We start from the raw sequence: 21754 nt of genomic DNA, 5'->3' as shown, positions 1-21754 counted from the left end.
GGCGGACCAGCGCGGATAGAACCGCGCATCGGGCCTGAAGGCTCTCCCACAGCGGATCGGGCCTGAAGGCCCTTCTACCTGCGTGTTACGCGAACGGTTTGCACGCGGTGCGAATCCTCGCCCTCTGCCGCCGTCCATGCCACGATCAGGTCGTCGCCGTCTCGCACCATCTGTGGGAAGCCGACTTGACGAGCAGGCTCCGGGTTCGGGAGCACTGCCTGACGCGAAGAGACCTGTCCATCGCTGCCGACCCAGCCCATCGCCACTTTCCCCTTTCCGGCGCCGGCACGGGTGACCCAGCTCACCAGAGAGCTGCCGTCGTCGAGGGTCACTACGTCCACTCTGCCCCACGGAGGCCTCTTTCCGCTGAATCGCCCCTCTATCGTGACAGGGTCGGTCCAGGTCACGCCGCCATCGAACGACCGTGCGAATCGCACCTCCGGCTCTTCCGCAGCCGTGAACCAGGCCACGTCGATCTGGCGTCCATCGGTGGAAAGTGCAGGTCCGTTGACCGGGCAGCCTGCAATCTTCCAGCCGTCGTCATGGACTGCGACCGGCTCGCCCCAGTCGCCGCCGTCGGCGCGGACGGCCTGGATGTCGCGGATCTCGTCTTCGGTGCGGTTGCGGTAGACGATCAGCGGGCCGTCTTCGGTCACCACCGCATCGGTCTGGCAGCAGTCGCAGACCAGTCCGTCCACCAGTCCCCCCCCGAGCAGTTCGCCCCCGGGCGTCACGACTGCCGAGCGCAGCGTCATGCCGCCGCCGCCATGGTCGCCGTGGCCTCCCGTCATGTTGCGCCCGTCCAGCCAGACGACGCCGATGGCATCCTGCCAGGGAAAAATCGTGACGAATCCGTGCTCCGTGGGCGTGCCGTCGGTGTGGGGGCGGAAGGGTTCCGACCAGGTTTCGCCGGCATCGTCGGACACCGTCAGCATCACGTCATACGCATAAGTGGAGTCGGCGGATTTCGCGAGCCAGTGGGCCGCCCACACGGTGTCGGTGACGGGGACGACCGAGGGAAAGTCGGCCCAGTTCACGAACCAGTCGTCGCCCCGGGCGATCTCCACGGGTTCGCTCCAGGCCTCGCCGTCCAGCCGGGAGTAGCGCAGCGCCTGACCGTCGCCGGCAGGCTCGAGCCAGCTCAACATCACCGTGCCGTGCGGCGACACGGCCAGGTGCGGCTGACCGCTGTCGGGACCGGCAGGCGAGGGGACCGCTTCGACCCCCTTCCAGGGGAAGGCGCCGCCGTCGGCCGCCGTTGCAACCGCCGGCAGCAGACAGACAATGGCGAGCAGAGCGCAGAAACGGTGGACCAGCGGATTACCCATTCCGCGCTGCCTTGTCCCGCTCGTTCGCCTTGCGGATCTCCTCGCGCATCTCGTCCCATTCGTCGTCGGTGACGTCGATCAGCTGGGAGTAGAAGTTGCCGCCGGTGGCGAGGCCCTGGGCTCCGTCGATGGCGATGGTCTCGCCGGAGAGGTAGTCGCAGCCGTCGGCCATGAGGAAGGTGGCGAGATTCGCGAGTTCCGGCATCTCCCCGTAACGGCCCCAGGGGTTCGACTGCTCCATCGAGGCCTGCTTCTCCGCCGCCTTCGAGCCCGGGTTCAGCCGCTCCCACGCGCCCTTGGTCGGGAAGGGCCCCGGCGCGATGCAGTTCAGGCGGATGCCGTAGCGGCCCCATTCGGTGGCCAGCGACTTGGTCATGGCATCGATGCCGGACTTCGACATGGCCGAGGGCACGACAAAGGCCGAGCCGTTGCGCACCCAGGTGGTGGTGATGGAGATGACGCTGCCCTTGTGACCCCGTTCGATCCAGCGCCGGCCCACCGCGTGGGTGACGTAGAAGGTGCCGTGGAAGACAATGCTGGCGATGGCGTCGAAACCCCGCGGCGAGAGATCCTTGGTCGGGCTGACGAAGTTGCCGGCGGCGTTGTTCACCAGGCCGTCCAGCGGGCCCTCGGCGAAGATGCCGTCGATCACCTCGTCCACCGCCTGGGCGTTGCGGATGTCCAGCGTGCGCGTGTTCACCCGGCCGCCGTGCTTCTCCGTCAGCTCCCCGGCTGTGTCGTCCAGCACGGACTGGCGTCGGCCGCAGATGTAGAGTTCGGCACCCAGCCGCAGATACTGCTCGGTCATCACCTTGCCGAGGCCGGTGCCGCCTCCGGTCACCAGGATGCGCTTGCCCTTCAGCAGGTCGTCTCTGAACATGGTCTTCCTCCGTGGCTTAGAGCACCGGCGCCATGGTGGCCTCGTCCACCCGCTGCATCCAGCGTCGCACGTCCTTCTTCCGCGCCAGCGCGGCCTCCCCCTCGGGCACACCCTGCAGACACTGCAGCATCACGAACACCGAGATGTCCGCGATACTGAGGGTCTTGCCCACCAGCCATTTCCGGTCGCCGAGCAGGCCGTCGATGGCATCGACGTGGCGATTCAGGTCCTTCGCGATGGTCTCCGGCGACTTGCGACCGATGCCCTGGGCCCGGGTCGCCTTCAGCGCCGCGCGCGGGATGATCCTGGGCCCCAGTTTCTGAAACCACTCGGGGTCGTACTTCAGCAGTTCCGGCGCCCAGCGCCGGGCGTTCTCCGGCACCGCGAAGCGCAGGTAGAACTCGTAGAAGTACAGGGACTCGTCCGCCCAGTCCTCCAGCACGTGGCACATGGCCACCTCGGCCGGGACGATGGGGTAGACGTGCGGCTCCGGGTACTTCTCCTCCAGGTACTCGACGATGTCGGTGGAATCCGCCAGCCGCACGCCGCCGTCCTCGATGGCCGGCAGCTTGTTGGTGGACGACACGGCCTTCGCCTTGCCGCGCAGGAAGGCGAGCATCGGCACCTCGACGATCTCGTAGGAGACCTTCTTCAGGTTCATCACCCGTTTGACCTTCTCGCAGAACGGCGAGACCTCGAACTGGTAGAGCTTGACCATCGGTCCTCCGGGGGGATTCGGCGGCTTATGCGGGCCGGGCATTCTTGTTAGGATACGCGCCCTGTCGGACGCCCCTTGAGTTAATTCGATTATACAGAGCCCCGCTGCCGGCGCGGGCGCACGGATCCGGACCATGGCAATCAGATGCGGCATCGTGGGACTGCCCAACGTGGGCAAGTCCACGCTATTCAATGCACTCACCGCGGCGGAGATCGCGGCGGAGAACTACCCGTTCTGCACCATCGACCCCAACGTGGGCGTGGTGCCCGTGCCGGATCCCCGGCTGGAGCGTCTGGCGGCTATTGTCCGTCCCGAGAAGGTGATCCCCACCACGATGGAGTTCGTCGACATCGCCGGCCTGGTGGCGGGTGCCTCCAAGGGCGAGGGCCTCGGCAACAAGTTCCTGGCCAACATCCGCGAGACCCACGCCATAGCGCACGTGGTGCGCTGCTTCGAGAACGACGACGTCACCCACGTGGCGGGCCGGGTGGACCCGGTGGGCGATGCCGAGGTCATCAACACCGAACTGGCGCTGGCAGACCTGGAGTCGGTGGAGAAGGCGCTGGACAAGGCCGAGCGCGCGGCCAAGACCAACGAGAAGAAGGCCGTGGCCTGGCGTGACCTGCTCAAGCGGGTGAAGGCGCACCTGGATACCGGCGCACCCCTGCGCACCCTCGAGCTGAACGACAACGAGCGCGCGGATCTGCGGGAGCTCTTCCTGCTGACGGGCAAGCCGGTGATGTACATCGCCAACGTCAACGAAGACGGTTTCGAGAACAATCCCTACCTGGACGCTCTCAGGGGACTGGCTGCGTCCGAGGGTGCCGAGGTGGTGGCGGTGTGCGCGGCCATCGAGGCGGAGATCGCCCAGCTCGACGAGGACGAGAAGGCGGAATTCCTCGCGGACCTGGGCCTCGAGGAACCGGGTCTGAACCGGGTGATCCGCGCTGGCTACCGGCTCCTGGGACTGCAGACCTTCTTCACCGCCGGGCCGAAAGAGGTGAGGGCCTGGACGGTGCACGTCGGCGCCACGGCACCCCAGGCCGCCGGCGAGATCCACACGGACTTCGAGAAGGGCTTCATACGCGCGGAGGTCATCGCCTACGACGACTACGTGGCGAAGAACGGCGAGGCTCGGGCCCGGGAGGCCGGCAAACTCCGTCTGGAAGGCAAGGACTACGTCGTCAAGGAGGGCGACGTGATGCACTTCCGGTTCAACGTCTGACGGATCATGCGACGGACGCACGCAACGCTGCTCGGCATCAACGTCGGTATGACGCCGGGCCTGTTCCGGGCCAAAGACAGCCGGATCATCGCCATCCGGCCGGACCGGGCGGCGCTGGAGCGGATCATCGCGGGCTATGAGGCCGACCCGGAGTCCGCCCACGCAACCTATCTCGAGGCGTGTTGCGCCGATTAACGCCGGCGGGCCGTCTCCTTGTGCGCGCATCCGCTGATCGGCGAGGTCCCGCCGGAATGTCGCGCTCTACTCGTCTTCACGCACCCACAGGAACCCCTGCCAGACGCTCTCCCGGTTGCCGTCACAGGCGTCGCAGGCACGGGCGCGTTCCTCGTCGGTAAGCTGCGCGTCGAGGCTCGGCATGAAGAGGCGACCCTCGATGCGGTTGTGGCCCGTCTGGGTCAGTTCGATCGGATACTCGGCCTCGCACGCGTTCTCGCGGCGATAACCGCGCTCGTAGTACCAGCATTGCCAGGTCGCGCGGGCGGTGCCGGTGTAGCGGTTCGTGTCGACGCGCGCGAGGTCGTAGCTGCCGCTCGGGTAGCGACCATCTTCGGACGCGCGTCCCCAGGTACCCCGGAGCCTCCGGTTCTCGAGCACGAGGGTGCGGGGAGTCTCGCTTTCCGCCGAGACCCAATCGCCGGTCGGGTCCGGCCCGACGGCGCATCCTCCTGTGCAGAGTGCGAGCGTCATCGACAAGCAAGTCCAAGCGGGAATTCGGCTGCTGGCGCGCGTCATCATCATCGTCCAAGATCCACAGTAGGAGGGCCTTCAGGCCCGATTGATTCTCTGATTGGGCCTGAAGGCCCTCCTACAGCCAGGCCAGGCGGCTGGATTCCACCCGGTAGAGCACCCGGTCGCAGAGGCGCAGCGCCACGGTCTCGTCGAGCCAGGGCACGGTTACCGTCTCCGCCGCCAGCACGAACTGCAGCGTGACCAGGCCGTGGCGGCGCTGGAACGGTGACTGGACGACATCCACCCGCTGCACCTTGCGCAACAGGAATGCCTGCAGCGTTGAGCCAACCAAGCCCTGGCGCACTACGGCCGCATCCGCGGTGAGCGCGAGGCCCCAGCGCGCGTATCGGCGACGGATCAGGGGCCAGGCGCCTGCGGGTACGAGCAGGGCGATGACGGCGGCGACGGGCCAGGGGACGTTGATGGCGAGCAGCAGCAGTCCGGTCACGGCGCCGATCGCGCCGAACAGCAGCGTCCGGGAGCGGACGTAGCGCTGCGAAATCGAATGGAAGCCGTTGCCGTCCATGCGCAGATCGAGCTCGCGGCCTTCGTCGCCGAAGAACACGGCCGGCGCGCGCTGGACGAGCGACGGCGATGCCAGCGGGATCAGGAAGCTCTTGCGCGTGTTGACGGCGTGGCTGGCGGCCTGCTTGGCGACCATGCGGAAGGCGCCGAACAGCCGCAGCAGCGGTCCCTGGCGGATGCGCAGCACCTGCAGTTTGCCGAGCCCCATGGAATGCTCGTGGGTGGTGAGCAGTCCGCCGCGGGAGCGGATCACCTCGCCGTCGGTGCTGAGCGTGTAGCCGTGATGGCGCAGGAAGGCGCCCAGAACCGAGATGCCCATCAGGACCATGGCAGCGGCCAGGATGCTGGCGACGGCTACGAAAGCCGCTGCACCGGCGGAAAGGCCCTGCAGCGTGTCGGCGACCGGTCCGAACGTGCGCTCGAGCCAGGGACCGGCGCGTTCGCCGAGCTCATCGGCGAGAGGCGCCAGCACGGCGAGCAGGATGAGCGCTCCGTTGCTCGTAAGGCCGATCCGGACCATGTCGCCGGGGGACAGCGCCAGCAGGGTCTCGCCTTCGTCGGAGTCTGCTTCCTCCGTGCCGGCCACTCTATCCGCGCTCTCGTCCTTGCGGCGCCGGATGCGTCCCCGCAACCGCTCGCCCAGGCCGGCCGGGATGGCCGGCAGGTGGCCCTCGGCCGTCGCGGAGCCTGCGGTATCGAGCTTCAGGTCCACGAGGCCGAACAGCCGGTAGATCGGGTTCTGGGTGGTGTTGATGCCCTGGATGCGGTCGTAGCCGATATCCAGTTCCTCGCGCTGGAATATGCCCTGGCGGATGCGGATGCCTTCTTCGTCGATGCGGAAACGGAACCGCAGCCAGCGCCCGACGGCCACCAGAATCAGCACGACCAAGAGCGCACCGGCCAGACTGTAGAGCCGATCCTGTGTCGCCCAGCCCGTGCTGATTACCACCGCGGTGGCGGGCACGACGGCCTGGAACAGGTTGCGGGCCACCCCGCGCAGTATCTGGCCGACGTAAAACAGCACCGACAGCGGCGAGGCCCGCTGCCAGCCGTGCGCTTCAGCCGGACTCATCGGCTTGTCCGGCACGGCGCAGGATGTGTTCCCGCAGCCGGTGTGCCTGGTCGGCCTCGAGCCCGCGGATCTTGAGATCGCCACCGCTGCCGCCGGCGGTGTAGACCACGAGCGTGGCCAGGCCGAACAGACGCTCGGTGACGCCGCTGGTGGTCTCGACGTGCTGGATGCGGTTGAACGGGATCGCGATGAGCTTGCGGCGCAGCACGCCGAGCCGATACAGGAGGTCGTGCTCGCGCAGCGCGTAGCCCCGGTGCCGGACCGACAGCGGCGACCAGACGGCGACCGCGAGCAGATGCATGGCGGCATAGAGCGCCACGCCCTTCGGCACGGAACCGGGCGCGTTGATGATGCCGAGGGCCGTGCCGCCGAACGCCACGAGGAGCACGATGCCGAGGCCGATGACGTGCCCGGCGATGAGTTCCGCCAGGTAGCTGCGGGCGATCGGCTGCCAGCTGACCTCCTCCACGGAGGGCAGGGATTCCAGTGGTATCTCGGCGTTCTCGAACATCGGGGAGGCGGTCTGGGGCAAAGAAGGACCGGGATTATACCGGCAGCAAGGACGCGGCAGCGGCGCTTGACTCCGCGGCCCCCGCGGCCGACAATTCTCGCCCCCGACCCGGGGGTCCCCTGCCGTGGTGATGTAGCTCAGTTGGTCAGAGCGCGGCACTCATAATGCTGAGGTCGGTGGTTCAAATCCACCCATCACCACCATCTACACCGCCCGCTAAGCGAAGACGCCGGCTTCGATCAGCTCGCGCTCGAACCCGAATTTCTCTTTCTCGACGATGCGGTCCGGGTACAGGATGCCGTCGAGATGGTCGTACTCGTGCTGGAAGACCACGGCGTGGAAGCCGTCCGCCTCGCGCTCGACCGGCTCGCCGTGCGGGTCGAAGCCCCGGTATCGGATACGCCGATAGCGGGGCACCCGGCCGCGCATGCCGGGTACGGAGAGGCAGCCCTCCCAGCCGCTCGTCTGCGTCTCGTCGAGCACTTCGTAGCTGGCGTTCACCAGCACGGTGGTCGGTACCGGTTCGGCATCGGGGTAGCGCGGGTTCGATTCCACGCCGAAGATCATGACCCGCAGCGGCACGGCGATCTGGGGCGCGGCGAGCCCGGCGCCGTCGGCGTCGGCCATGGTGTCGAACATGTCCGCGATCAGGTCGTGCAGCTCGGGCGTGTCGAAGGCTTCGACGGGCCGGGAGACCTGGCGCAGTCGGGGATCGCCCATCCGCAGGATCGGCCGGATGGCCATTCAGAACTCCTCCTGCACCTGGCCGTAGGCGAGCAGTGCGAAGAGTCCCGTGCCGCCGAGAATGTTGCCGAGCAGGCTGGGCAGGATCAGGCCGAACACGCCCTCGACGATCCCGAGCTCGCCCGACAGCTGCAGCAGGAATACCTCGGACGAGCCGACGATGACGTGGGCGAAGCCGCCCAGGGCGATGAGATAGGTCATCGCGATCACCACCCAGAACTCGCTGCCCTTGGCGTTGGGAATCATCCAGACCATGGCGGCCACCAGGAAGCCGGCGGGGATGCCCAGGCCGATTGCCTCTCCGGGAGTCATGAGGGCGAATTTCCCGCTCACCTCGAGCATGGCCTGGAGATGCTCAGGATGCACCGGTCCTGCGGCCACGATGAAGACCGCGGTCAGGAAAGTGCCGGTCAGGTTCGCGATCAGGACGACGCCCCACAGCCGGCCGAGTCCGATCCAGTTTTCCCGTTTCGGGTTCTTCAGCAGCGGCAGCACCGCGGTGACTGTCTGCTCCGTGAACAGCTGCAGGCGACCGAGGACGACGATGAGAAAGCCGAGGCAGTAACCGAAACTCGTGACCGCCTGTGCCCAGTCGGCCGCGGGCAGATAATGGAAGAGCAGGCCCGTGCCCAGCAGCGACGCGGAGATGCCGACGCCGGCCGCGAGCCCGGACCACCAAAGGGAGGAGGTGGGCCGGCGCAGCTCCTCGATGCCCTCGCGGCGCACGATCTCGTAGATGACCGGCGAACGCAGGCGTTGCCGTTCTTCTGCTTCCTTCTTTTCGGTTTTCTCGTTCATGCGGCGGACGGCAGGCCCCAGGGCGCACGGTAGCCTTTGGGCAGTCCGGCGTCGGGGGTGAAGCCGTAGAGCTCCTCGTCGGGCAGCGCCTCGCGGACGATGTCGCGCACTCTCAGCAGCTTCTCGATGTCGATGCCGGTGTCGTAACCCATGCTGTCGAGCATGAACACGAGATCCTCGGTGACGATGTTGCCGCTGGCGCCCGGCGCGAACGGACAGCCGCCGATGCCGCCGAGGGAGGCATCCAGGGTGGTGATGCCGACGTCCAGTGCCGCCAGCGCATTCGCCAGCCCCAACCCGCGGGTGTTGTGCAGGTGCACGCCGGTGAGTGCGTCGTCCCCCACTTCGGCGCGCACCAGCCTGACCAGCCGCTGCAGCTGCGCCGGATTCGCGTAACCGGTGGTGTCGGAGAGCCCCACCTCGTCGCAGCCAAGTTCCATCAGCCTGACGGCGAATTCGACGACCTTGCGCTCGTCCACCGGTCCCTCGAGCGTGCAGCCGAACGCGGTGGACAGCCCGCCCTCGAACCCGGGGCGCTCGTCCGCCGGCAGCGTGCCCAGCAGCTGGGCGATGGCGCGCACCTCTTCAAGCACCTCGGCGTGCGTCTTGCGCAGGTTCGCCTTGCTGTGGGTCTCGCTGACCGACAGCGGCAGCGTGATCTTGTGGGCGCCGGCGGCCACGGCGTCCTGCGCGCCCCTGAGATTCGGCACCAGGGCGGCCACCGTGAGGCCGGGCAGGGTGCGGGCGTAGCGGACGATCTCCGCCGTGTCGGCCAGCTGGGGCAACAGCTTCGGCGGCACGAACGAGCCCACCTCGATTTCGCGCACGCCGGCTTCCGCCTCGGCGGCGATCCAGGCCTTCTTCGCCTCCGTGGGCATGGTGGATTCGATGCTCTGCAGGCCGTCCCGGGGTCCGACCTCGCTCACCAGGATGCGCGTAGTGTTCGTACTCATGGTCTCCGTTACTCGGCTGACGTGCGGATGACAACCATACTATCCTACGCTAACGTCCCCAACCCGTAGGAGGGCCTTCAGGCCCGACTGTGGACTTGCTGGATCGGGGCTGAAGCCCCTCCTGCATGCTTCGATCGGGTCGGGCCTGAAGGCCCTCCTACGGATGAGAGCACGACGATGACACGAGACCGGGAAGACCTGCCGCTGGCCGGCATCAGGGTGGTCGAGTTCACCCACATGGTGATGGGGCCCGCCTGCGGACTGCTGCTGGCGGACATGGGCGCCGACGTCATCAAGGTCGAGCCGGTGAAAGGCGACAACACCCGGCGGCTGCTCGGCTCCGGCGCGGGCTACTTCCCGATGTACAACCGCAACAAGCGCTCGATCTGCCTGGATCTGAAGTCCGCCGAGGGCAAGGCCGCGGCGCTGAAGCTGGCGGAGTCGGCCGACGTGCTCATCGAGAACTTCCGGCCGGGGGCCATGGACAAGCTCGGCTTCGGCTGGGAGGTGATGCACGCGCTGAACCCCCGCCTGATCTACTGCTCCGAGAAGGGCTTCCTGGCCGGTCCCTACGAGCACCGCACGGCGCTGGACGAGGTGGCGCAGATGATGGGCGGTCTCGCCTACATGACCGGGCCGCCGGGCCGCCCGCTGCGTGCCGGGGCGAGCGTCATCGACGTACAGGGCGGCATGTTCGGCGCCATGGGCGTGCTGGCCGCGCTCGAGCAGCGCCATCGCACCGGCGAAGGGCAGAAGGTGGTCAGCTCGCTGTTCGAGAACACGGTGTTCCTGGTGGGCCAGCACATGGCCCAGTACGCGGTCACGGGCACGCCGGCGGCGCCGATGCCGGCGCGCATCTCCGCCTGGGCGGTGTACGAGGTGTTCGACACCGGCGACGACGAGCAGGTATTCGTAGGGGTCGTGAGCGACACCCAGTGGCGCCTGTTCTGCGAGGCGTTCGGCCTGACGGAATTCGCCGCCGACGAGACGCTGGCGGCCAACGGCGACCGCGTGCGGCAGCGGGACCGCATCATCCCGGTCATCAGGGAGACTTTCCGCTCCTACACCAAGGCCGAGCTGATGGAAAAGCTCGAGCAGACGGGCCTGCCGTTCGCGCCGATTGCCAGGCCGGAGGAGATGTTCGACGATCCGCACCTGAATGCCGGCGAGGGACTGGTGGAGGTCACCGTGCCCGGCGGCGAGCACGCCGGCGAGACCGCGAAGCTGCCGGCGCTGCCGCTGGAGATGGCGGGCGAGCGTTTCGGCCGGCACCAGGACGTGCCGCGCCAGGGGCAGCACACGGCCGAGGTGCTCGGCGAACTCGGCTACACGGACGAGGAGATCGGCGGCCTGTTCGAACGCGGCCTTGCCGCCGGCGAGTAGCCGGCAGCCGCGAAGTCGCCTGTAAGCTGACGCGACTTAGATGAACAGCGTCGCCGGGTGCTCCAGCAGCTCCTTCATGCGCTGAATCATGGCGGCCGCGTCGTAGCCGTCCACGAAGCGGTGATCGAAGGAGGACGACAGGTTCATCATGAGTCGCGCCGTCACCTGGCCGTCGACGATCACCGGGCGTTGCACCGCCTTGTTCACGCCGATGATGGCCACCTCGGGCTGATTGATGACCGGCGTGGAGACGATCCCGCCCAGCTTGCCGAGGCTGGTGATGGTGATGGTCGAGCCCTTCAGCTCGTCCGGTTTCGCGCTCTTGTCCCGGGCCGCCTCCGTGACCCGCCGGATCTCGCCGGCGAGGTCGTCCAGGTCGCGGGCTTCCGCGTGGCGCACGACCGGCACCTTCAGCCCGTCGCCGGTCTGGGTGGCGACGCCGAGATGCACCGGGTTGTGGCGCAGCAGTACCTTGCGCTCGGCATCGTGGGTGGTATTGCACTGAGGGAAGTCGGCCAGCGCGCGGATGAGTGCCAGGCCGATGAACGGCAGCAGCGTGAGCCGCTCGGCGGGGTCGGACTTCTTCCCGTTCAGGTGCTTGCGCAGGGCCTCGAGCTCGGTGACGTCGAGCTCCTCGACGTAGGCGAAGTGGGGTATCTCCTGCTTCGCCTTCGCCATGCGCTCGGCGATGACCCGGCGCAGGCCGATGATCTTCACCTCGGTGGCGCCCGTGGCGCGGCGCGGCGAGGGCGCCGGGCCGCCGGCGGAGCGCTGCTCGAGGTGGCGGTCGAAGTCCTCGCGCAGGATGCGCCCGCGGGGGCCGGAGCCTTCCACCTCGGTGAGGTCGATGCCGGCTTCCTTGGCGCGGCGGCGTATGGCGGGGGACGTGATGACCTTGCCTTTGCGGGCGGGTTTGGGTGACCCGGGTTTTTGGGTCGGGCCTGAAGGCCCTCCTACATGCTCCGGCGGGGGTTCGGGTTTCCTGGCCTGGTCTGCAGCACCTCCTGTAGGAGGGGCTTTAGCCCCTATTCCTTTTTCCTCGTCGTCCGTCGGGCCTGAAGGCCCTCCTACATCATCTTTCGTCTCGAAGACGACCAGCGGCGTGCCGACCTGCACCATGTCGCCGGGTTCGCCGGCGATCTTCGTCACCTTGCCGGAGACCGGAGAGGAGACTTCCACCGCAGCCTTTTCCGTCATCATGGTGCAGACGACGTCGTCCTCGGCCACCTGGTCGCCGACCTTCACGTTCCACTCGCCGATTTCGGCTTCCGTGGTGCCTTCCGCGAGGTCGGGGAGTTTGAAGATGTATTCGCTCATCCTGCCTCCATCACCTTGCGGATCCCGGCGGCAACACGCTTCTGGCCGGGGAAGTATTTCCATTCGAAAGCGTGGGGGTAGGGCGTATCCCAGCCCGTCACCCGCTCGATCGGCGCCTCCAGGTAGTAGAAGCAGGCCTCCTGGATACTCGCCGTCAGTTCCGCCCCGTAGCCACTGAAGCGTGTGGCCTCGTGGGCGATCAGGCAGCGCCCGGTCTTGCACACCGACTCGGCAATCGTGTCGATGTCCAGCGGCATCAGCGTACGCACGTCGATGATCTCCGCGTTCACGCCGGCCAGCTTCGCCGCCGCCTGGGCCACGTGCACGATGGTGCCGTAAGTGACGATGGTGAGGTCCTCGCCCTCGGTAACGAGATCCGCCTTCGACAGCGGCACCGTGTAGTAGTCCTCGGGCACCTCGCCCTTCGGGTGGTTGGACCAGGACAGTGCGGGCTTGTCGGGGTCGCCGTCGAAGGGGCCGTGGTAGATGCGCTTCGGCTCGAAGAACACCACCGGGTCCGGCGATTCGATGGCGCTGATCAGCAGTCCCTTGGCGTCATACGGGTTCGACGGCATCACGGTCTTGATACCGCTCACGTGGGTGAAGATGCCCTCCGGGCTCTGGGAGTGGGTCTGACCGCCGCGGATGCCGCCGCCGCAGGGCGTGCGGATGGTCACCGGCGCGTCGAAGTCGCCACCGGTCCGGTACCGGATGCGGGCCAGTTCGCTCACCACCTGGTCGAAGCCGGGGTAGATGTAGTCGGCGAACTGGATCTCGGCCACCGGCCTCAGTCCGTTCACGGCCATGCCGATGGCCGCACCGATGATGCCGCCCTCGGCGATGGGCGCGTCGATCACCCGGTGTTCGCCGTACTTCCTCTGCAGGCCGTCCGTGCAGCGGAATACGCCGCCGAAGTAGCCGACGTCCTCACCCATGACGATGACGTCCGGGTTCTTCTCCATCATCACGTCCATCGCCGAACGGATGGCCTGCACCATGGTCATCTGCGCCATGACTCAGTCCTCCTCTTCGAGTTCGAGCAATTGCCGCCGCTGGGCTTCCAGGTGCGGCGGCGTCTCGGCGAAGACGTCGTCGAACATCTCCGACGGATCCAGCCAGGGACCTTCCGTCATCGTCCCGTAGGTCTGGGCCTCCTTCCAGGCGGCGGAGACTTCCTCCTTGAGTTCGTCGCGCAATGCCTGGTGCTTGTCCTCCGACCAGTGGCCGATGGCGATCAGGTGGTCCTTCAGGCGCTCGATCGGGTCGCCGAGCGGGAAGGCCGACCACTCGTCCTTCGGCCGGTACTTGGACGGGTCATCGCTGGTGGAGTGGGCGCCGCCGCGATACGTGACGTGTTCGATCAGGGTGGGTCCACCGCCGCGCCGGGCGCGCTCCGCCGCCCACATCGTGACCGCGTAGACCGCCAGCAGGTCGTTGCCGTCCACCCGGATGCCCGGTATGCCGAGGCCGAGGCCCCGTGCCGCGAACGGCCGCCGCTCGCCGCCGGCGAAGCCCTGGAAGGTGGAGATGGCCCACTGGTTGTTCACGACGTTCAGGATGACCGGCGCCTGGTAGACCGCGGCGAAGGTCAGCGCATGATGGAAGTCGGCCTCGGCCGTGCTGCCGTCGCCGAGCCAGCTGGTGGCCACGTGGTCTTCGCCCTTGATGGCCGCCGCCATGGCCCAGCCCACCGCGTGCGGATACTGGGTGGCCAGATTGCCGGAGACGGAGAAGATGTTGCCGTCCCGGCTGTGATACATGATGGGCATCTGCCGCCCCTTGCACATGTCCCGGGTGTTCGAGAGGCACTGGGACATGAGATCGACCAGCTTCGTACCGCGGTACAGGAACAGCGCCTGGCTGCGGTAGGAGGGGAAGCACATGTCCCCGGGCCTGAGCGCCATGCCCTGGCCGATGGAGACCGCCTCCTCGCCGAGCGACTGCACGTAGAAGGAAATGCGGCCCTGGCGCTGGGCCTGCCACATGCGCTCGTCGAAGACCCGGGTGAGCAGCATCCAGCGCAGCGCCCGCTGCAGCTCGGCGGCATCGATGTCGGGGTCCCAGGGCCCCACGGCCTTGTGGTCGTCGTCCAGCACGCGGATCAGGCCCGTGCTGAGCTCGTCGAGCTCACGTGTGCGCGCGTCGATGGGCGGCCGGGCGTGGGCGCCGGCGGGCTCCAGTTGCAGGTAGCTGAAATCCGGCTCTTCGCCGGGACGTGCCGCAGGATGCGGAATGTGCAGGCGTGACTTTTTGGTCATGCGTCGAGGATCCCCCCTGAGATTCTCATGAAACCTGTCGGCCGGCGGGCGCTGTCTCCTCCGCGGGCCGGGCCGGCGCGCCGCCGGCGACGATGCGGCGAGCGAGTTCGTCGGCCACCTCGTTGGTGGGCCGCCCCGTCTCCTGCGCCTCGGCGAAGATGGCGCGCAGGCGATCCGGGATGCGGCTGACCTCGGCGCGCACCTCTTCTCTCGAGCTGCCGCCGAGGTACTCCCGCGCCACGCTGATCACGCCGCCGGCGTTGATCACGTAGTCGGGCGCGTACAGGATGCCGCGTGCCGCCAGCCGGGCGCCGTCTCCGGCCGTCGAGAGCTGGTTGTTCGCGCCGCCGGCCACGATCTTCACCCGCAGCCGCGGGATGCTGGCGGAGGTGAGTATGTTGCCGAGTGCACAGGGTGCCAGCACCTCGGCCTCCGTGGCCAGCAACTCGCCCACCGGCACCACGCTGGCGCCGAGTTCTTCGCGCGCTCGTTCGGCGTTGCGCCGGTTGACATCCGAGACGATCAGCTCGGCGCCGTCCTCACGGAGCAGGCGGCACAGGTGCCAGCCGACGTGGCCGACGCCCTGCACGGCTACGCGGATGCCTTGCAGCGAATCGGTGCCCAGTTTCGATTCGACGGCCGCACGGATGCCGAGGAACAGGCCCAGTGCCGTCCAGGGCGAAGGGTCGCCGCCGGCGCTCTCGCCGCTCTGGGGCAGGCCCGAGACGAATTCGGTTTCGGCCCGCACCGCGCGCATGTCCTCCACGCTGATGCCGACGTCTTCGGCCGTGATGTAGCGCCCGTGCAGGGAGGCCACGGCGCGGCCGAAGGCGGCGAACAGTTCCGGCGACTTCGGCGCCCGGTCGCTGCCCAGGATGACGGATTTGCCGCCGCCGAACGGCAGTTCGGCAATGGCGTTCTTGTAGGTCATGCCACGGGACAGCCGCAGCGCGTCGGTCAGCGCATCGGCGTCGCTGGCGTACTGCCAGCGGCGGCAGCCCCCGGCAGCGGGACCCAGCGCCGTCGAATGCACGGCGATGATGGCCTCCAGCCCGGACGCGGGATCACAGAAGTGGTGGATGGATTCGTGCTGATCGAATTCGGGATGGTCGAATACGCTCACCGGCTGCCCCCTGCAGTGTCTAACCTTCAAATATATCCCGGTGACAGGGAATTATTTCTGAAATTTCATTGGCATCAACGACGATCTGCGCATAATGAATGCGTCATTAGCTGCCAAAACGGTTTTGCCATGCAGACCCTCGATCTCGACAAGACCGACCGCCAGATTCTCAATCTCCTCCAGACGGAGCCGGGAATCAATGCCTCTGCCATCGGCGAGGCCATCGGGCTGTCCCAGTCCGCCTGCTGGCGGCGCATACAGCGGCTGCGCGAAACCGGCGTGATCCGCGACCAGGCCGCGGTGCTGGATGCCGAGAAGGTGGGGCTGAACACGATGGTGTTCGCGCTCGTGAAGCTCACCTCCCACGGGCGCAGCAACCTCTCCGCCTTCGCCGATGCCGTCCGGGCCTTCCCGGAGGTGCAGGAATGCTACCTGCTCATGGGCACGGTGGATTTCCTGCTGCGCATCGTCGCCGAGGACATCAAGGCCTACGAGCGCTTCTTCTTCGAGAAGCTCTCCCAGGTGCCGGGCGTTCAGGAGATCACGTCGAACATCGCGCTGTCGCGCATAAAACACACCACCGTGCTGCCGCTCTAGCGCTGCCTCAGAGCACGGCGGCCACGGATTCGACGAAGTAGTCGATGTTGCCGGCGTTCAGCGACGCCACGTTGATGCGCCCGGAGTCCACCATGTAGATGGAGTACTCGTCGCGCAGCCGCCGCACCTGATCCACCGACAGCCCCATGAACGAGAACATGCCCGACTGGCGCTCCATGAAGGAGAAGTCGCGCTCGACGCCGGCGTCGCGGAACTTCTCCGCCAGCACCCGCCGCAGGCCGTTGATGCGATCGCGCATGCCGTCCACTTCCTCGACCCAGCGGGCCCGCAGCTCCTCGTCGTGCAGGATGATGTCGACCACTCCCGGTCCGTGGGCGGGCGGCATCGAGTAGTTCGCCCGGGTCAGCTTGTTGATGACCGTCTCCACGGCGCTGGCCCGGTCGGCATTCTCGGTGACCACCGTCAGCGCCCCGACCCGGTCCCGGTAAAGCGCGAAGTTCTTCGAGCAGGAAGTCGCGATGATCACCTCCGGGCAGCGTTCCGCGAACAGCCGCACGGCCAGGCAGTCCTCCTCCAGGCCGCGCTCGAAGCCCATGTAGGCGGTATCGATCACCGGCGTGAAGCCCTTCTCGGCGGCGAGATCCACCACCTCCTCCCACTGGTCCGGGTCCGGCGTGACGCCGCAGGGGTTGTGGCAGCAGGCATGGAACAGTACGGCGTCGCCCGGACCGCGCTGACCGATGGCTTCCATCATGTCCTCGTAGCGCAGGCTGCTGGTTTCCGGATCGAAATAGGGGTAGCTGTGCATGGGCAACCCCGCGGCCGGGAATAGGGCGAGGTGGTTGCCCCACGTCGGATCGCTGGCCCAGAGCTCCGTGCCGGGGCTGGCCCGGTGGATGAGGTCGCCTGCCACGCGCAGCGCGCCCGTGCCCCCGGGCGTCTGTATGGTGCGCACGCGGCCGGCCCGGACCACCTCGCTGTCGGCGCCGAACAGCAGTTCGGTCATGCCCTCGTTGAATCCGGCCACGCCGGCGGGGCCGAGGTAGGCCTTGCTGGTCTGGGTCTGCAGAAGGCGGGCCTCCGCATCCTTGACGGATCCGAGTACGGGCGTCTCGCCCTCCTCGTCGCGGTAGACGCCGATGCCGAGGTCGACCTTCTTCGGGTTCGTGTCGGCGGCGTAGGCGGCGATGATGCCGAGGATGGGATCGGGCGGGACGGGTTTGACTTGTTCGAACATGGAGTCTGATTCGCCTTGTTGTGTGGTGTTTTGCCGGCGGGCCGGCGTTATCCGGTGTAATCCGTCTAAGCATAACGCGTTCGCCCGGGGATTTGGCCGCCGGGCACCGCTGGGAAGGTGCCGGCGCGGCTGCTATTCTCTCGCCGCTCTTGCCACAGCTGTTGCCACTGACGTCGCCATTGCCTTGCCAACCCCGCCCAACGAGGAAGCGCCATGCCCGGACAGCGATCCGACATCGATCCTGCAAGTGATCCCCAGGTAGATCCAGAGGGTCTGCTCGAGTATTCGGTGGTCTTTACCGACCGTTCGCTGAACCACATGTCCGCCCTCTTCCAGGGGGTCATGAACGATATCTCGGCCGGTCTGAAGGACGTCTACGGCGCCGACGCCGTGGTGGTGGTGCCGGGTGGCGGCACTTTCGCCATGGAGGCGGTCGCCCGTCAGCTCGCGACGGGACGGCAGTGCCTCATCGTGCGTAACGGCTGGTTCAGCTACCGATGGACCCAGATTCTCGAGATGGGCGGATTCGCGGCCGGATCGACGGTGCTTGCCGCGCGACAGAGCGGCGAGGGCTCCCGGGCGCCGTTCGTGCCCCCGCCCGTCGACGAGGTCGTCGAACGCATCCGGGCGGAACGACCGTCGGTGGTCTTCGCGCCCCATGTGGAGACGTCGGCCGGCCTGCTGCTGCCCGACGACTACGTCCGCGCGGTCGCCGATGCCGCGCACGAGGTGGACGGGCTGTTCGTGCTGGACTCCGTTGCCTCCGGCTGCCTCTGGGTGGATATGCAGGCGCTGGGCGTCGACGTGCTGATCAGCGCGCCCCAGAAGGGCTGGAGTTCCACGCCGTGCGCGGGCCTGGTGATGCTGAGCCGCGGCGCGCGCGAGTACGTGGAAGCGAGCGAGAGTGGCAGTTTCGCCTGCGATCTCCGGAAGTGGCTGCAGATCATGCAGGCCTACGAGAACGGCGGGCATGCCTACCACGCCACGATGCCCACCGACGGCCTGCGCCAGTTCCGTGACACCCTGCACGAGACGCGCGATTTCGGCTACGAGCGCGCCCGCGACGCACAGGCGGAACTCGGCCGGCGCGTGCGGGCCGTGCTGGAAGGGGCGGGCTTCCCCAGCGTCGCCGCACCGGGCTTCCAGGCGCCGGGGGTGGTGGTCTCCTACACCGACGACCCCGACATGCAGAACGGCAGCCGGTTCGCGGCGCAAGGCCTGCAGATCGCCGCGGGGGTGCCGCTGATGTGCGGCGAGCCGGCCGACTACCGCAGCTTCCGCATCGGGCTGTTCGGGCTGGACAAGCTGGCGAACGTCGAGCGCACCGTGGCCCGCCTGGGCGAGGCGCTGGAGCGCCTGTGAGCGGCGCGGAAAATGCCGGGCAGCCGTCCCGCGAGTACATCCTGACGATGCACTGCCCGGATCGTCCGGGCATTCTGGCGGCGGTGACCGGCGCGCTGGCGGAGCAGGGCGGCGACGTCCGCGACGCCCAGTCTTTCGCCGACGACAGCACCGACGAGTTCTTCGTGCGCATGCACGCGCTGCTGCCCTCGGACGAGGCGGCCGCCGCCTTCGGCGCCGCGATCGGCGAGCTCGCGGTGAGGCTCGGCATCGGCTGGGAACTGCATGACTGCGCGGTAGCGCCGCGCGTGATGATCATGGTGTCGAAATTCGACCACTGCCTGCGCGACCTCCTGCACCGGCGCGAGACCGGCGCACTCCGCGCAGACATCCCGCTGGTCGTCTCCAATCACGACGACGCCCGCGAGCTCGTCGAGTGGCACGGCATCCCCTTCGTGCACTTGCCGGTGTCGAAGGACAGCCGGCCCGAGCAGGAGGCGGAGGTGCTGCGCCTCGTCCGCGAGCACCGCATCGAGCTGGTCGTGCTGGCCCGCTACATGCAGATCCTGTCGGCCGGCATGGTCCGGGAGCTGGCGGGCCGCTGCATCAACATCCACCACTCTTTCCTGCCGAGCTTCAAGGGGGCGATGCCTTATCGGCAGGCCCACGAGCGGGGCGTGAAGCTGATCGGCGCGACGGCGCACTACGTCACCGAAGACCTGGACGAGGGTCCGATCATCGAGCAGGACGTGCGGCGCGTGACCCACGCCACGACGGAGAGTGAGATGACCGGCATCGGCCGGGAGACGGAAGCGAGCGTGCTGGCCCGGGCCGTGCGCTGGCACGTGGAGCGCCGCATCCTGCTGAACGGCGTGAAGACCGTCGTCTTCCCCTGACCGGTTCGCCTGGCCGACGCCCCGACCGGCTGTCCTACAGGTAGATCCAGGGCCTTTCGCGGCGATCGCGCTCGCGGAAGGCGCGGATTTCTTCGTCCAGCTTCATGGTCTTCGCGACGGGGTCGAGGCCCTCCAGCAGCATCTCCTTGTCCCCGGCGCCGATCTCGAAGGGATAGTCCGCGCCGGCCGCGTCGGTGACCGTCTGCGCCGGCAGGTCGATGGTCACCCGCTGGGCGGGCTCGGCGTCCACGTGCAGGGCGATCGCCTCGATGTCCGGCTCGGCGAGGCGCACGGGCAGGATGCCGTTGCGCACGCAGTTGCCGTAGAAGATGGAGCCGAAGCCGGGCGCGATGACCGCGCGGAAGCCGAAGTCCTTCAACGCCCACACCGCGTGCTCCCGGGACGACCCGCAGCCGAAGTTCTCGCCGGCCAGCAGGATCGTGGCGTGGCGGAAGGGCTCGCGATTCAGTACGAAGTCCGGGTCCTCCTCCCGGGCGGCCACGTCCCGGTAGCGCCAGTTCGCGAACAGGCCCTCGCCGAGCCCCTCCTTGGATACCCGCTTCATCTCCCGGCTCGGGATGATGGCATCCGTGTCGATATTGATGCGCAGCAGCGGTGCGGCGATGCCGCTGTGGTTCACGAACGGTTCCATCTCAGTCTTCCTCCGGCGCGAATTTCCGCACGTCGGCGATGCGGCCGGCGATCGCCGACGCCGCCACGGTGGCGGGGCTGGCCAGGTGGGAACGGGTGCCGGGCCCCTGCCGGTTCTCGAAGTTGCGGTTGGTGCTGGTGATCACGCGCTCCTCGCGGCCGAAATGCTCGCCGCCGGCGAAAAAGCACATGGAGCAGCCGGATTCGCGCCACTCGAAACCCGCCTCGGTGAAGGCGCGGTCGAGTCCTTCCGCCTCGGCCGCCGCCTTGACCCGGCTGGAGCCCGGCACGCAGATGGCCTTGATGCCGTCGGCGACGCGCCGCCCCCGCAGCACGCCGGCTGCCGCGCGCAGATCGCTCAGCCGGCTGTTCGTGCAGGAGCCGATGAACGCGGCGTCGATGGGAGTGCCGGCGAGCGGCCGGCCCGGCGCGAGCGCCATGTAGTCCAGCGCCCGCTCCATGGCTTTGCGCCGGTTGGCATCCGGCTCGCCGGCCGGGTCCGGTATCGTGCCGTCCACCGGCAGTTCGTGCTGCGGGCTGGTGCCCCAGGTGACCCGGGGCACGATAGCCGCCGCGTCCAGTTCGATCTCCCGGTCGAACGCCGCGTCCTCGTCGGTGGCCAGCGAACGCCAGTGAGCGAGCGCCTTCTTCCAGTCGTTGCCCTCCGGTGCAAAGGGCCGGCCCTGCACGTATTCGAAGGTCTTCTCGTCGGGCGCGACGATGCCGCTCCAGGCGCCGAACTCCACCGCCATGTTGCACAGCGTGAGCCGGGCCTCCACGTCCAGCGCCCGGACCGCCTCGCCGGCGAACTCCACCACGTAGCCGACGCCGCCCGACGCCGTGTGCCGGCCGATCAGCGCCAGGATCATGTCCTTTGCGGTCACGCCGAACGGCAGCTGCCCGGAGCAGGTGACCCGCATCTGCTTCGGCCGGGTCACCGCCAACGTCTTCGTGGCCAGCGCATGCTCGGCCTCGGTGGAGCCGATGCCCCAGGCCAGCGCGCCGAGCCCGCCCACGGTGCCGGTATGACTGTCGGGGCAGACGAGCGTCACGCCGGGCAGGGCGATGCCCTGTTCCGGCGAGACCACGTGCACGATGCCCTGGCTCGGGTCGCCGATGTCGAACGTGCGGATGCCGGCCTCCCTGGCCGCCGCCCGGGTGGCGGTGATGAACTCAGTGCCGCCCGGCATGATCGTGATGTCCGAGCGGCCGGGGAAGGTGTCGACGATATGGTCCATGGTGCAGAACACCTGCTCCGGGTCGCGGACGGAGCGGCCGGCGGCCTCCAGCCCCTTCAGCGCGATGCTGCCGGTGCGCTCGTGCAGGAAGATGCGGTCGATGTAGAGCAGCGTCGTGCCGTCGCCCAGGTCGGCGACCGCGTGCTGCGACCAGATTTTCTCGGCCAGCGTCCGGGCCATGAAGTATTCCTGCGGGTTGCCGGTTCCCTGTTCTCGAGTCCCGACTCCGAATTGACTCTGCGCGGGAT

Annotated in this window: 22 protein-coding genes and 1 tRNA gene; 7 read left to right on the top strand and 16 right to left on the bottom strand. The window is 68.0% G+C overall.

The features are described 5' to 3' along the window. Positions 1–74: 74 nt before the first annotated feature. Genes ACJMKZ_RS14735 through ACJMKZ_RS14725 form a run of 3 tightly spaced genes read right to left on the bottom strand, consistent with a single transcriptional unit; the run spans position 75 to position 2926 of the window. The gene (locus ACJMKZ_RS14735; RefSeq protein ID WP_405233961.1) at positions 75–1328 is read right to left on the bottom strand and encodes a sialidase family protein; all 1254 of its coding nucleotides are present in this window, start codon (positions 1326–1328) and stop codon (positions 75–77) included. Then, complete coding sequence (locus tag ACJMKZ_RS14730) at positions 1321–2208, bottom strand: SDR family oxidoreductase (RefSeq protein WP_405233960.1); 888 nt, start codon at positions 2206–2208, stop codon at positions 1321–1323. Before ACJMKZ_RS14730 ends, ACJMKZ_RS14735 begins: the two co-directional genes overlap by 8 nt. Before the next feature lie 16 nt (positions 2209–2224). Then, the gene (locus ACJMKZ_RS14725) at positions 2225–2926 is read right to left on the bottom strand and encodes a glutathione S-transferase family protein (RefSeq protein WP_405233959.1); all 702 of its coding nucleotides are present in this window, start codon (positions 2924–2926) and stop codon (positions 2225–2227) included. Between the two features lie 133 nt (positions 2927–3059). Here ACJMKZ_RS14725 and ychF point away from each other — a divergent pair, with 133 nt between their 5' ends. Beyond that, positions 3060–4151: a redox-regulated ATPase YchF gene (gene ychF, locus ACJMKZ_RS14720; RefSeq protein ID WP_405233958.1), complete on the top strand. Its 1092-nt coding sequence runs from the start codon at positions 3060–3062 to the stop codon at positions 4149–4151. Positions 4152–4157: 6 nt separating this feature from the next. Continuing rightward, positions 4158–4346, top strand: coding sequence for a hypothetical protein (locus ACJMKZ_RS14715; protein ID WP_405233957.1), 189 nt, complete (start codon positions 4158–4160; stop codon positions 4344–4346). A 66-nt stretch (positions 4347–4412) separates the two neighbouring features. Here the strand turns inward: ACJMKZ_RS14715 and ACJMKZ_RS14710 are convergent, their stop codons facing one another. The 3 genes from ACJMKZ_RS14710 to ACJMKZ_RS14700 all read right to left on the bottom strand — a co-directional run bounded on the left by ACJMKZ_RS14710 (position 4413) and on the right by ACJMKZ_RS14700 (position 7009). Beyond that, on the bottom strand, positions 4413–4910 hold the full coding sequence (locus tag ACJMKZ_RS14710; protein ID WP_405233956.1) for a hypothetical protein: 498 nt from the start codon (positions 4908–4910) through the stop codon (positions 4413–4415). 67 nt (positions 4911–4977) lie between these two features. Continuing rightward, entirely contained in the window at positions 4978–6498 is a 1521-nt protein-coding gene (locus ACJMKZ_RS14705; RefSeq protein WP_405233955.1) for a PH domain-containing protein, read from the bottom strand. Beyond that, complete coding sequence (locus tag ACJMKZ_RS14700) at positions 6485–7009, bottom strand: PH domain-containing protein (RefSeq protein WP_405233954.1); 525 nt, start codon at positions 7007–7009, stop codon at positions 6485–6487. Before ACJMKZ_RS14700 ends, ACJMKZ_RS14705 begins: the two co-directional genes overlap by 14 nt. 126 nt (positions 7010–7135) lie before the next feature. Between ACJMKZ_RS14700 and ACJMKZ_RS14695 the strand changes: the two genes are divergently transcribed. Then, positions 7136–7212, top strand: a tRNA-Met gene (locus tag ACJMKZ_RS14695). Between the two features lie 13 nt (positions 7213–7225). Here the strand turns inward: ACJMKZ_RS14695 and def are convergent. From def to ACJMKZ_RS14680, 3 genes are read right to left on the bottom strand one after another with little or no spacing between them, the layout of a single operon-like run. After that, the gene (gene def, locus ACJMKZ_RS14690; protein ID WP_405233953.1) at positions 7226–7753 is read right to left on the bottom strand and encodes a peptide deformylase; all 528 of its coding nucleotides are present in this window, start codon (positions 7751–7753) and stop codon (positions 7226–7228) included. Further along, complete coding sequence (locus ACJMKZ_RS14685) at positions 7754–8551, bottom strand: formate/nitrite transporter family protein (RefSeq protein ID WP_405233952.1); 798 nt, start codon at positions 8549–8551, stop codon at positions 7754–7756. Then, entirely contained in the window at positions 8548–9504 is a 957-nt protein-coding gene (locus ACJMKZ_RS14680; protein WP_405233951.1) for a hydroxymethylglutaryl-CoA lyase, read from the bottom strand. Before ACJMKZ_RS14680 ends, ACJMKZ_RS14685 begins: the two co-directional genes overlap by 4 nt. Before the next feature lie 177 nt (positions 9505–9681). On the opposite strand from ACJMKZ_RS14680, the gene ACJMKZ_RS14675 reads away from it, so the two are divergent. Beyond that, a complete protein-coding gene (locus tag ACJMKZ_RS14675) occupies positions 9682–10887 on the top strand; it encodes a CaiB/BaiF CoA transferase family protein (protein WP_405233950.1) in 1206 nt (401 codons plus the stop codon). 36 nt (positions 10888–10923) lie between these two features. On the opposite strand, the gene ACJMKZ_RS14670 is transcribed toward ACJMKZ_RS14675, so the two are convergent. From ACJMKZ_RS14670 to ACJMKZ_RS14655, 4 genes are read right to left on the bottom strand one after another with little or no spacing between them, the layout of a single operon-like run. Further along, positions 10924–12204: a dihydrolipoamide acetyltransferase family protein gene (locus ACJMKZ_RS14670; RefSeq protein ID WP_405233949.1), complete on the bottom strand. Its 1281-nt coding sequence runs from the start codon at positions 12202–12204 to the stop codon at positions 10924–10926. Continuing rightward, the gene (locus ACJMKZ_RS14665; protein ID WP_405233948.1) at positions 12201–13217 is read right to left on the bottom strand and encodes an alpha-ketoacid dehydrogenase subunit beta; all 1017 of its coding nucleotides are present in this window, start codon (positions 13215–13217) and stop codon (positions 12201–12203) included. Before ACJMKZ_RS14665 ends, ACJMKZ_RS14670 begins: the two co-directional genes overlap by 4 nt. 3 nt (positions 13218–13220) lie before the next feature. Beyond that, entirely contained in the window at positions 13221–14462 is a 1242-nt protein-coding gene (locus ACJMKZ_RS14660; protein WP_405233947.1) for a thiamine pyrophosphate-dependent enzyme, read from the bottom strand. Positions 14463–14487: 25 nt separating this feature from the next. Beyond that, a complete protein-coding gene (locus ACJMKZ_RS14655) occupies positions 14488–15585 on the bottom strand; it encodes a Leu/Phe/Val dehydrogenase (protein WP_405233946.1) in 1098 nt (365 codons plus the stop codon). Positions 15586–15714: 129 nt separating this feature from the next. On the opposite strand from ACJMKZ_RS14655, the gene ACJMKZ_RS14650 reads away from it, so the two are divergent. After that, positions 15715–16182, top strand: coding sequence for an Lrp/AsnC family transcriptional regulator (locus tag ACJMKZ_RS14650; protein WP_405233945.1), 468 nt, complete (start codon positions 15715–15717; stop codon positions 16180–16182). Between the two features lie 7 nt (positions 16183–16189). On the opposite strand, the gene ACJMKZ_RS14645 is transcribed toward ACJMKZ_RS14650, so the two are convergent. After that, positions 16190–17380 carry an amino acid aminotransferase gene (locus ACJMKZ_RS14645; RefSeq protein WP_405233944.1) on the bottom strand — a complete coding sequence of 397 codons (1191 nt, stop codon included), beginning with the start codon at positions 17378–17380 and terminating at the stop codon, positions 16190–16192. Positions 17381–17593: 213 nt separating this feature from the next. On the opposite strand from ACJMKZ_RS14645, the gene ACJMKZ_RS14640 reads away from it, so the two are divergent. Both ACJMKZ_RS14640 and purU read left to right on the top strand, forming a co-directional pair. Next, positions 17594–18742: an aminotransferase class V-fold PLP-dependent enzyme gene (locus tag ACJMKZ_RS14640; RefSeq protein WP_405233943.1), complete on the top strand. Its 1149-nt coding sequence runs from the start codon at positions 17594–17596 to the stop codon at positions 18740–18742. Further along, entirely contained in the window at positions 18739–19617 is an 879-nt protein-coding gene (purU, locus tag ACJMKZ_RS14635) for a formyltetrahydrofolate deformylase (RefSeq protein WP_405233942.1), read from the top strand. The genes ACJMKZ_RS14640 and purU overlap by 4 nt, the downstream gene beginning before the upstream one ends. Before the next feature lie 34 nt (positions 19618–19651). Here purU and leuD read toward each other — a convergent pair whose 3' ends face one another. Both leuD and leuC read right to left on the bottom strand, forming a co-directional pair. Then, positions 19652–20269 (bottom strand): 3-isopropylmalate dehydratase small subunit, encoded by a 618-nt coding sequence (gene leuD, locus ACJMKZ_RS14630; RefSeq protein WP_405233941.1) that lies wholly within the window; start codon positions 20267–20269, stop codon positions 19652–19654. Between the two features lies 1 nt (position 20270). After that, positions 20271–21686 (bottom strand): 3-isopropylmalate dehydratase large subunit, encoded by a 1416-nt coding sequence (gene leuC, locus ACJMKZ_RS14625; RefSeq protein WP_405233940.1) that lies wholly within the window; start codon positions 21684–21686, stop codon positions 20271–20273. Between the last annotated feature and the right edge of the window lie 68 nt (positions 21687–21754).

The organism is Lentisalinibacter salinarum, from assembly GCF_040706555.1.
GTDB classification, from domain to species: Bacteria; Pseudomonadota; Gammaproteobacteria; order Steroidobacterales; family Woeseiaceae; genus Lentisalinibacter; species Lentisalinibacter salinarum.
Note: the sequence above shows the minus strand (reverse complement) of the source record. Positions and strands in the feature narration are given on the sequence as shown.

What these genes read in the sequence shown, in the direction of transcription:
- ACJMKZ_RS14680 (WP_405233951.1), bottom strand. Translation starts at nt 9,504, where the DNA reads ATGAGTACGAACACTACGCGCATCCTGGTGAGCGAGGTCGGACCCCGG.
- leuD (WP_405233941.1), bottom strand. Translation starts at nt 20,269, where the DNA reads ATGGAACCGTTCGTGAACCACAGCGGCATCGCCGCACCGCTGCTGCGC.
- ACJMKZ_RS14665 (WP_405233948.1), bottom strand. Translation starts at nt 13,217, where the DNA reads ATGGCGCAGATGACCATGGTGCAGGCCATCCGTTCGGCGATGGACGTG.
- ACJMKZ_RS14645 (WP_405233944.1), bottom strand. Translation starts at nt 17,380, where the DNA reads ATGTTCGAACAAGTCAAACCCGTCCCGCCCGATCCCATCCTCGGCATC.
- ychF (WP_405233958.1), top strand. Translation starts at nt 3,060, where the DNA reads ATGGCAATCAGATGCGGCATCGTGGGACTGCCCAACGTGGGCAAGTCC.
- ACJMKZ_RS14700 (WP_405233954.1), bottom strand. Translation starts at nt 7,009, where the DNA reads ATGTTCGAGAACGCCGAGATACCACTGGAATCCCTGCCCTCCGTGGAG.
- ACJMKZ_RS14685 (WP_405233952.1), bottom strand. Translation starts at nt 8,551, where the DNA reads ATGAACGAGAAAACCGAAAAGAAGGAAGCAGAAGAACGGCAACGCCTG.
- def (WP_405233953.1), bottom strand. Translation starts at nt 7,753, where the DNA reads ATGGCCATCCGGCCGATCCTGCGGATGGGCGATCCCCGACTGCGCCAG.
- ACJMKZ_RS14730 (WP_405233960.1), bottom strand. Translation starts at nt 2,208, where the DNA reads ATGTTCAGAGACGACCTGCTGAAGGGCAAGCGCATCCTGGTGACCGGA.
- leuC (WP_405233940.1), bottom strand. Translation starts at nt 21,686, where the DNA reads ATGGCCCGGACGCTGGCCGAGAAAATCTGGTCGCAGCACGCGGTCGCC.
- ACJMKZ_RS14675 (WP_405233950.1), top strand. Translation starts at nt 9,682, where the DNA reads ATGACACGAGACCGGGAAGACCTGCCGCTGGCCGGCATCAGGGTGGTC.
- ACJMKZ_RS14670 (WP_405233949.1), bottom strand. Translation starts at nt 12,204, where the DNA reads ATGAGCGAATACATCTTCAAACTCCCCGACCTCGCGGAAGGCACCACG.
- ACJMKZ_RS14715 (WP_405233957.1), top strand. Translation starts at nt 4,158, where the DNA reads ATGCGACGGACGCACGCAACGCTGCTCGGCATCAACGTCGGTATGACG.
- ACJMKZ_RS14735 (WP_405233961.1), bottom strand. Translation starts at nt 1,328, where the DNA reads ATGGGTAATCCGCTGGTCCACCGTTTCTGCGCTCTGCTCGCCATTGTC.
- ACJMKZ_RS14725 (WP_405233959.1), bottom strand. Translation starts at nt 2,926, where the DNA reads ATGGTCAAGCTCTACCAGTTCGAGGTCTCGCCGTTCTGCGAGAAGGTC.
- ACJMKZ_RS14650 (WP_405233945.1), top strand. Translation starts at nt 15,715, where the DNA reads ATGCAGACCCTCGATCTCGACAAGACCGACCGCCAGATTCTCAATCTC.
- ACJMKZ_RS14705 (WP_405233955.1), bottom strand. Translation starts at nt 6,498, where the DNA reads ATGAGTCCGGCTGAAGCGCACGGCTGGCAGCGGGCCTCGCCGCTGTCG.
- ACJMKZ_RS14640 (WP_405233943.1), top strand. Translation starts at nt 17,594, where the DNA reads ATGCCCGGACAGCGATCCGACATCGATCCTGCAAGTGATCCCCAGGTA.
- ACJMKZ_RS14710 (WP_405233956.1), bottom strand. Translation starts at nt 4,910, where the DNA reads ATGATGATGACGCGCGCCAGCAGCCGAATTCCCGCTTGGACTTGCTTG.
- ACJMKZ_RS14660 (WP_405233947.1), bottom strand. Translation starts at nt 14,462, where the DNA reads ATGACCAAAAAGTCACGCCTGCACATTCCGCATCCTGCGGCACGTCCC.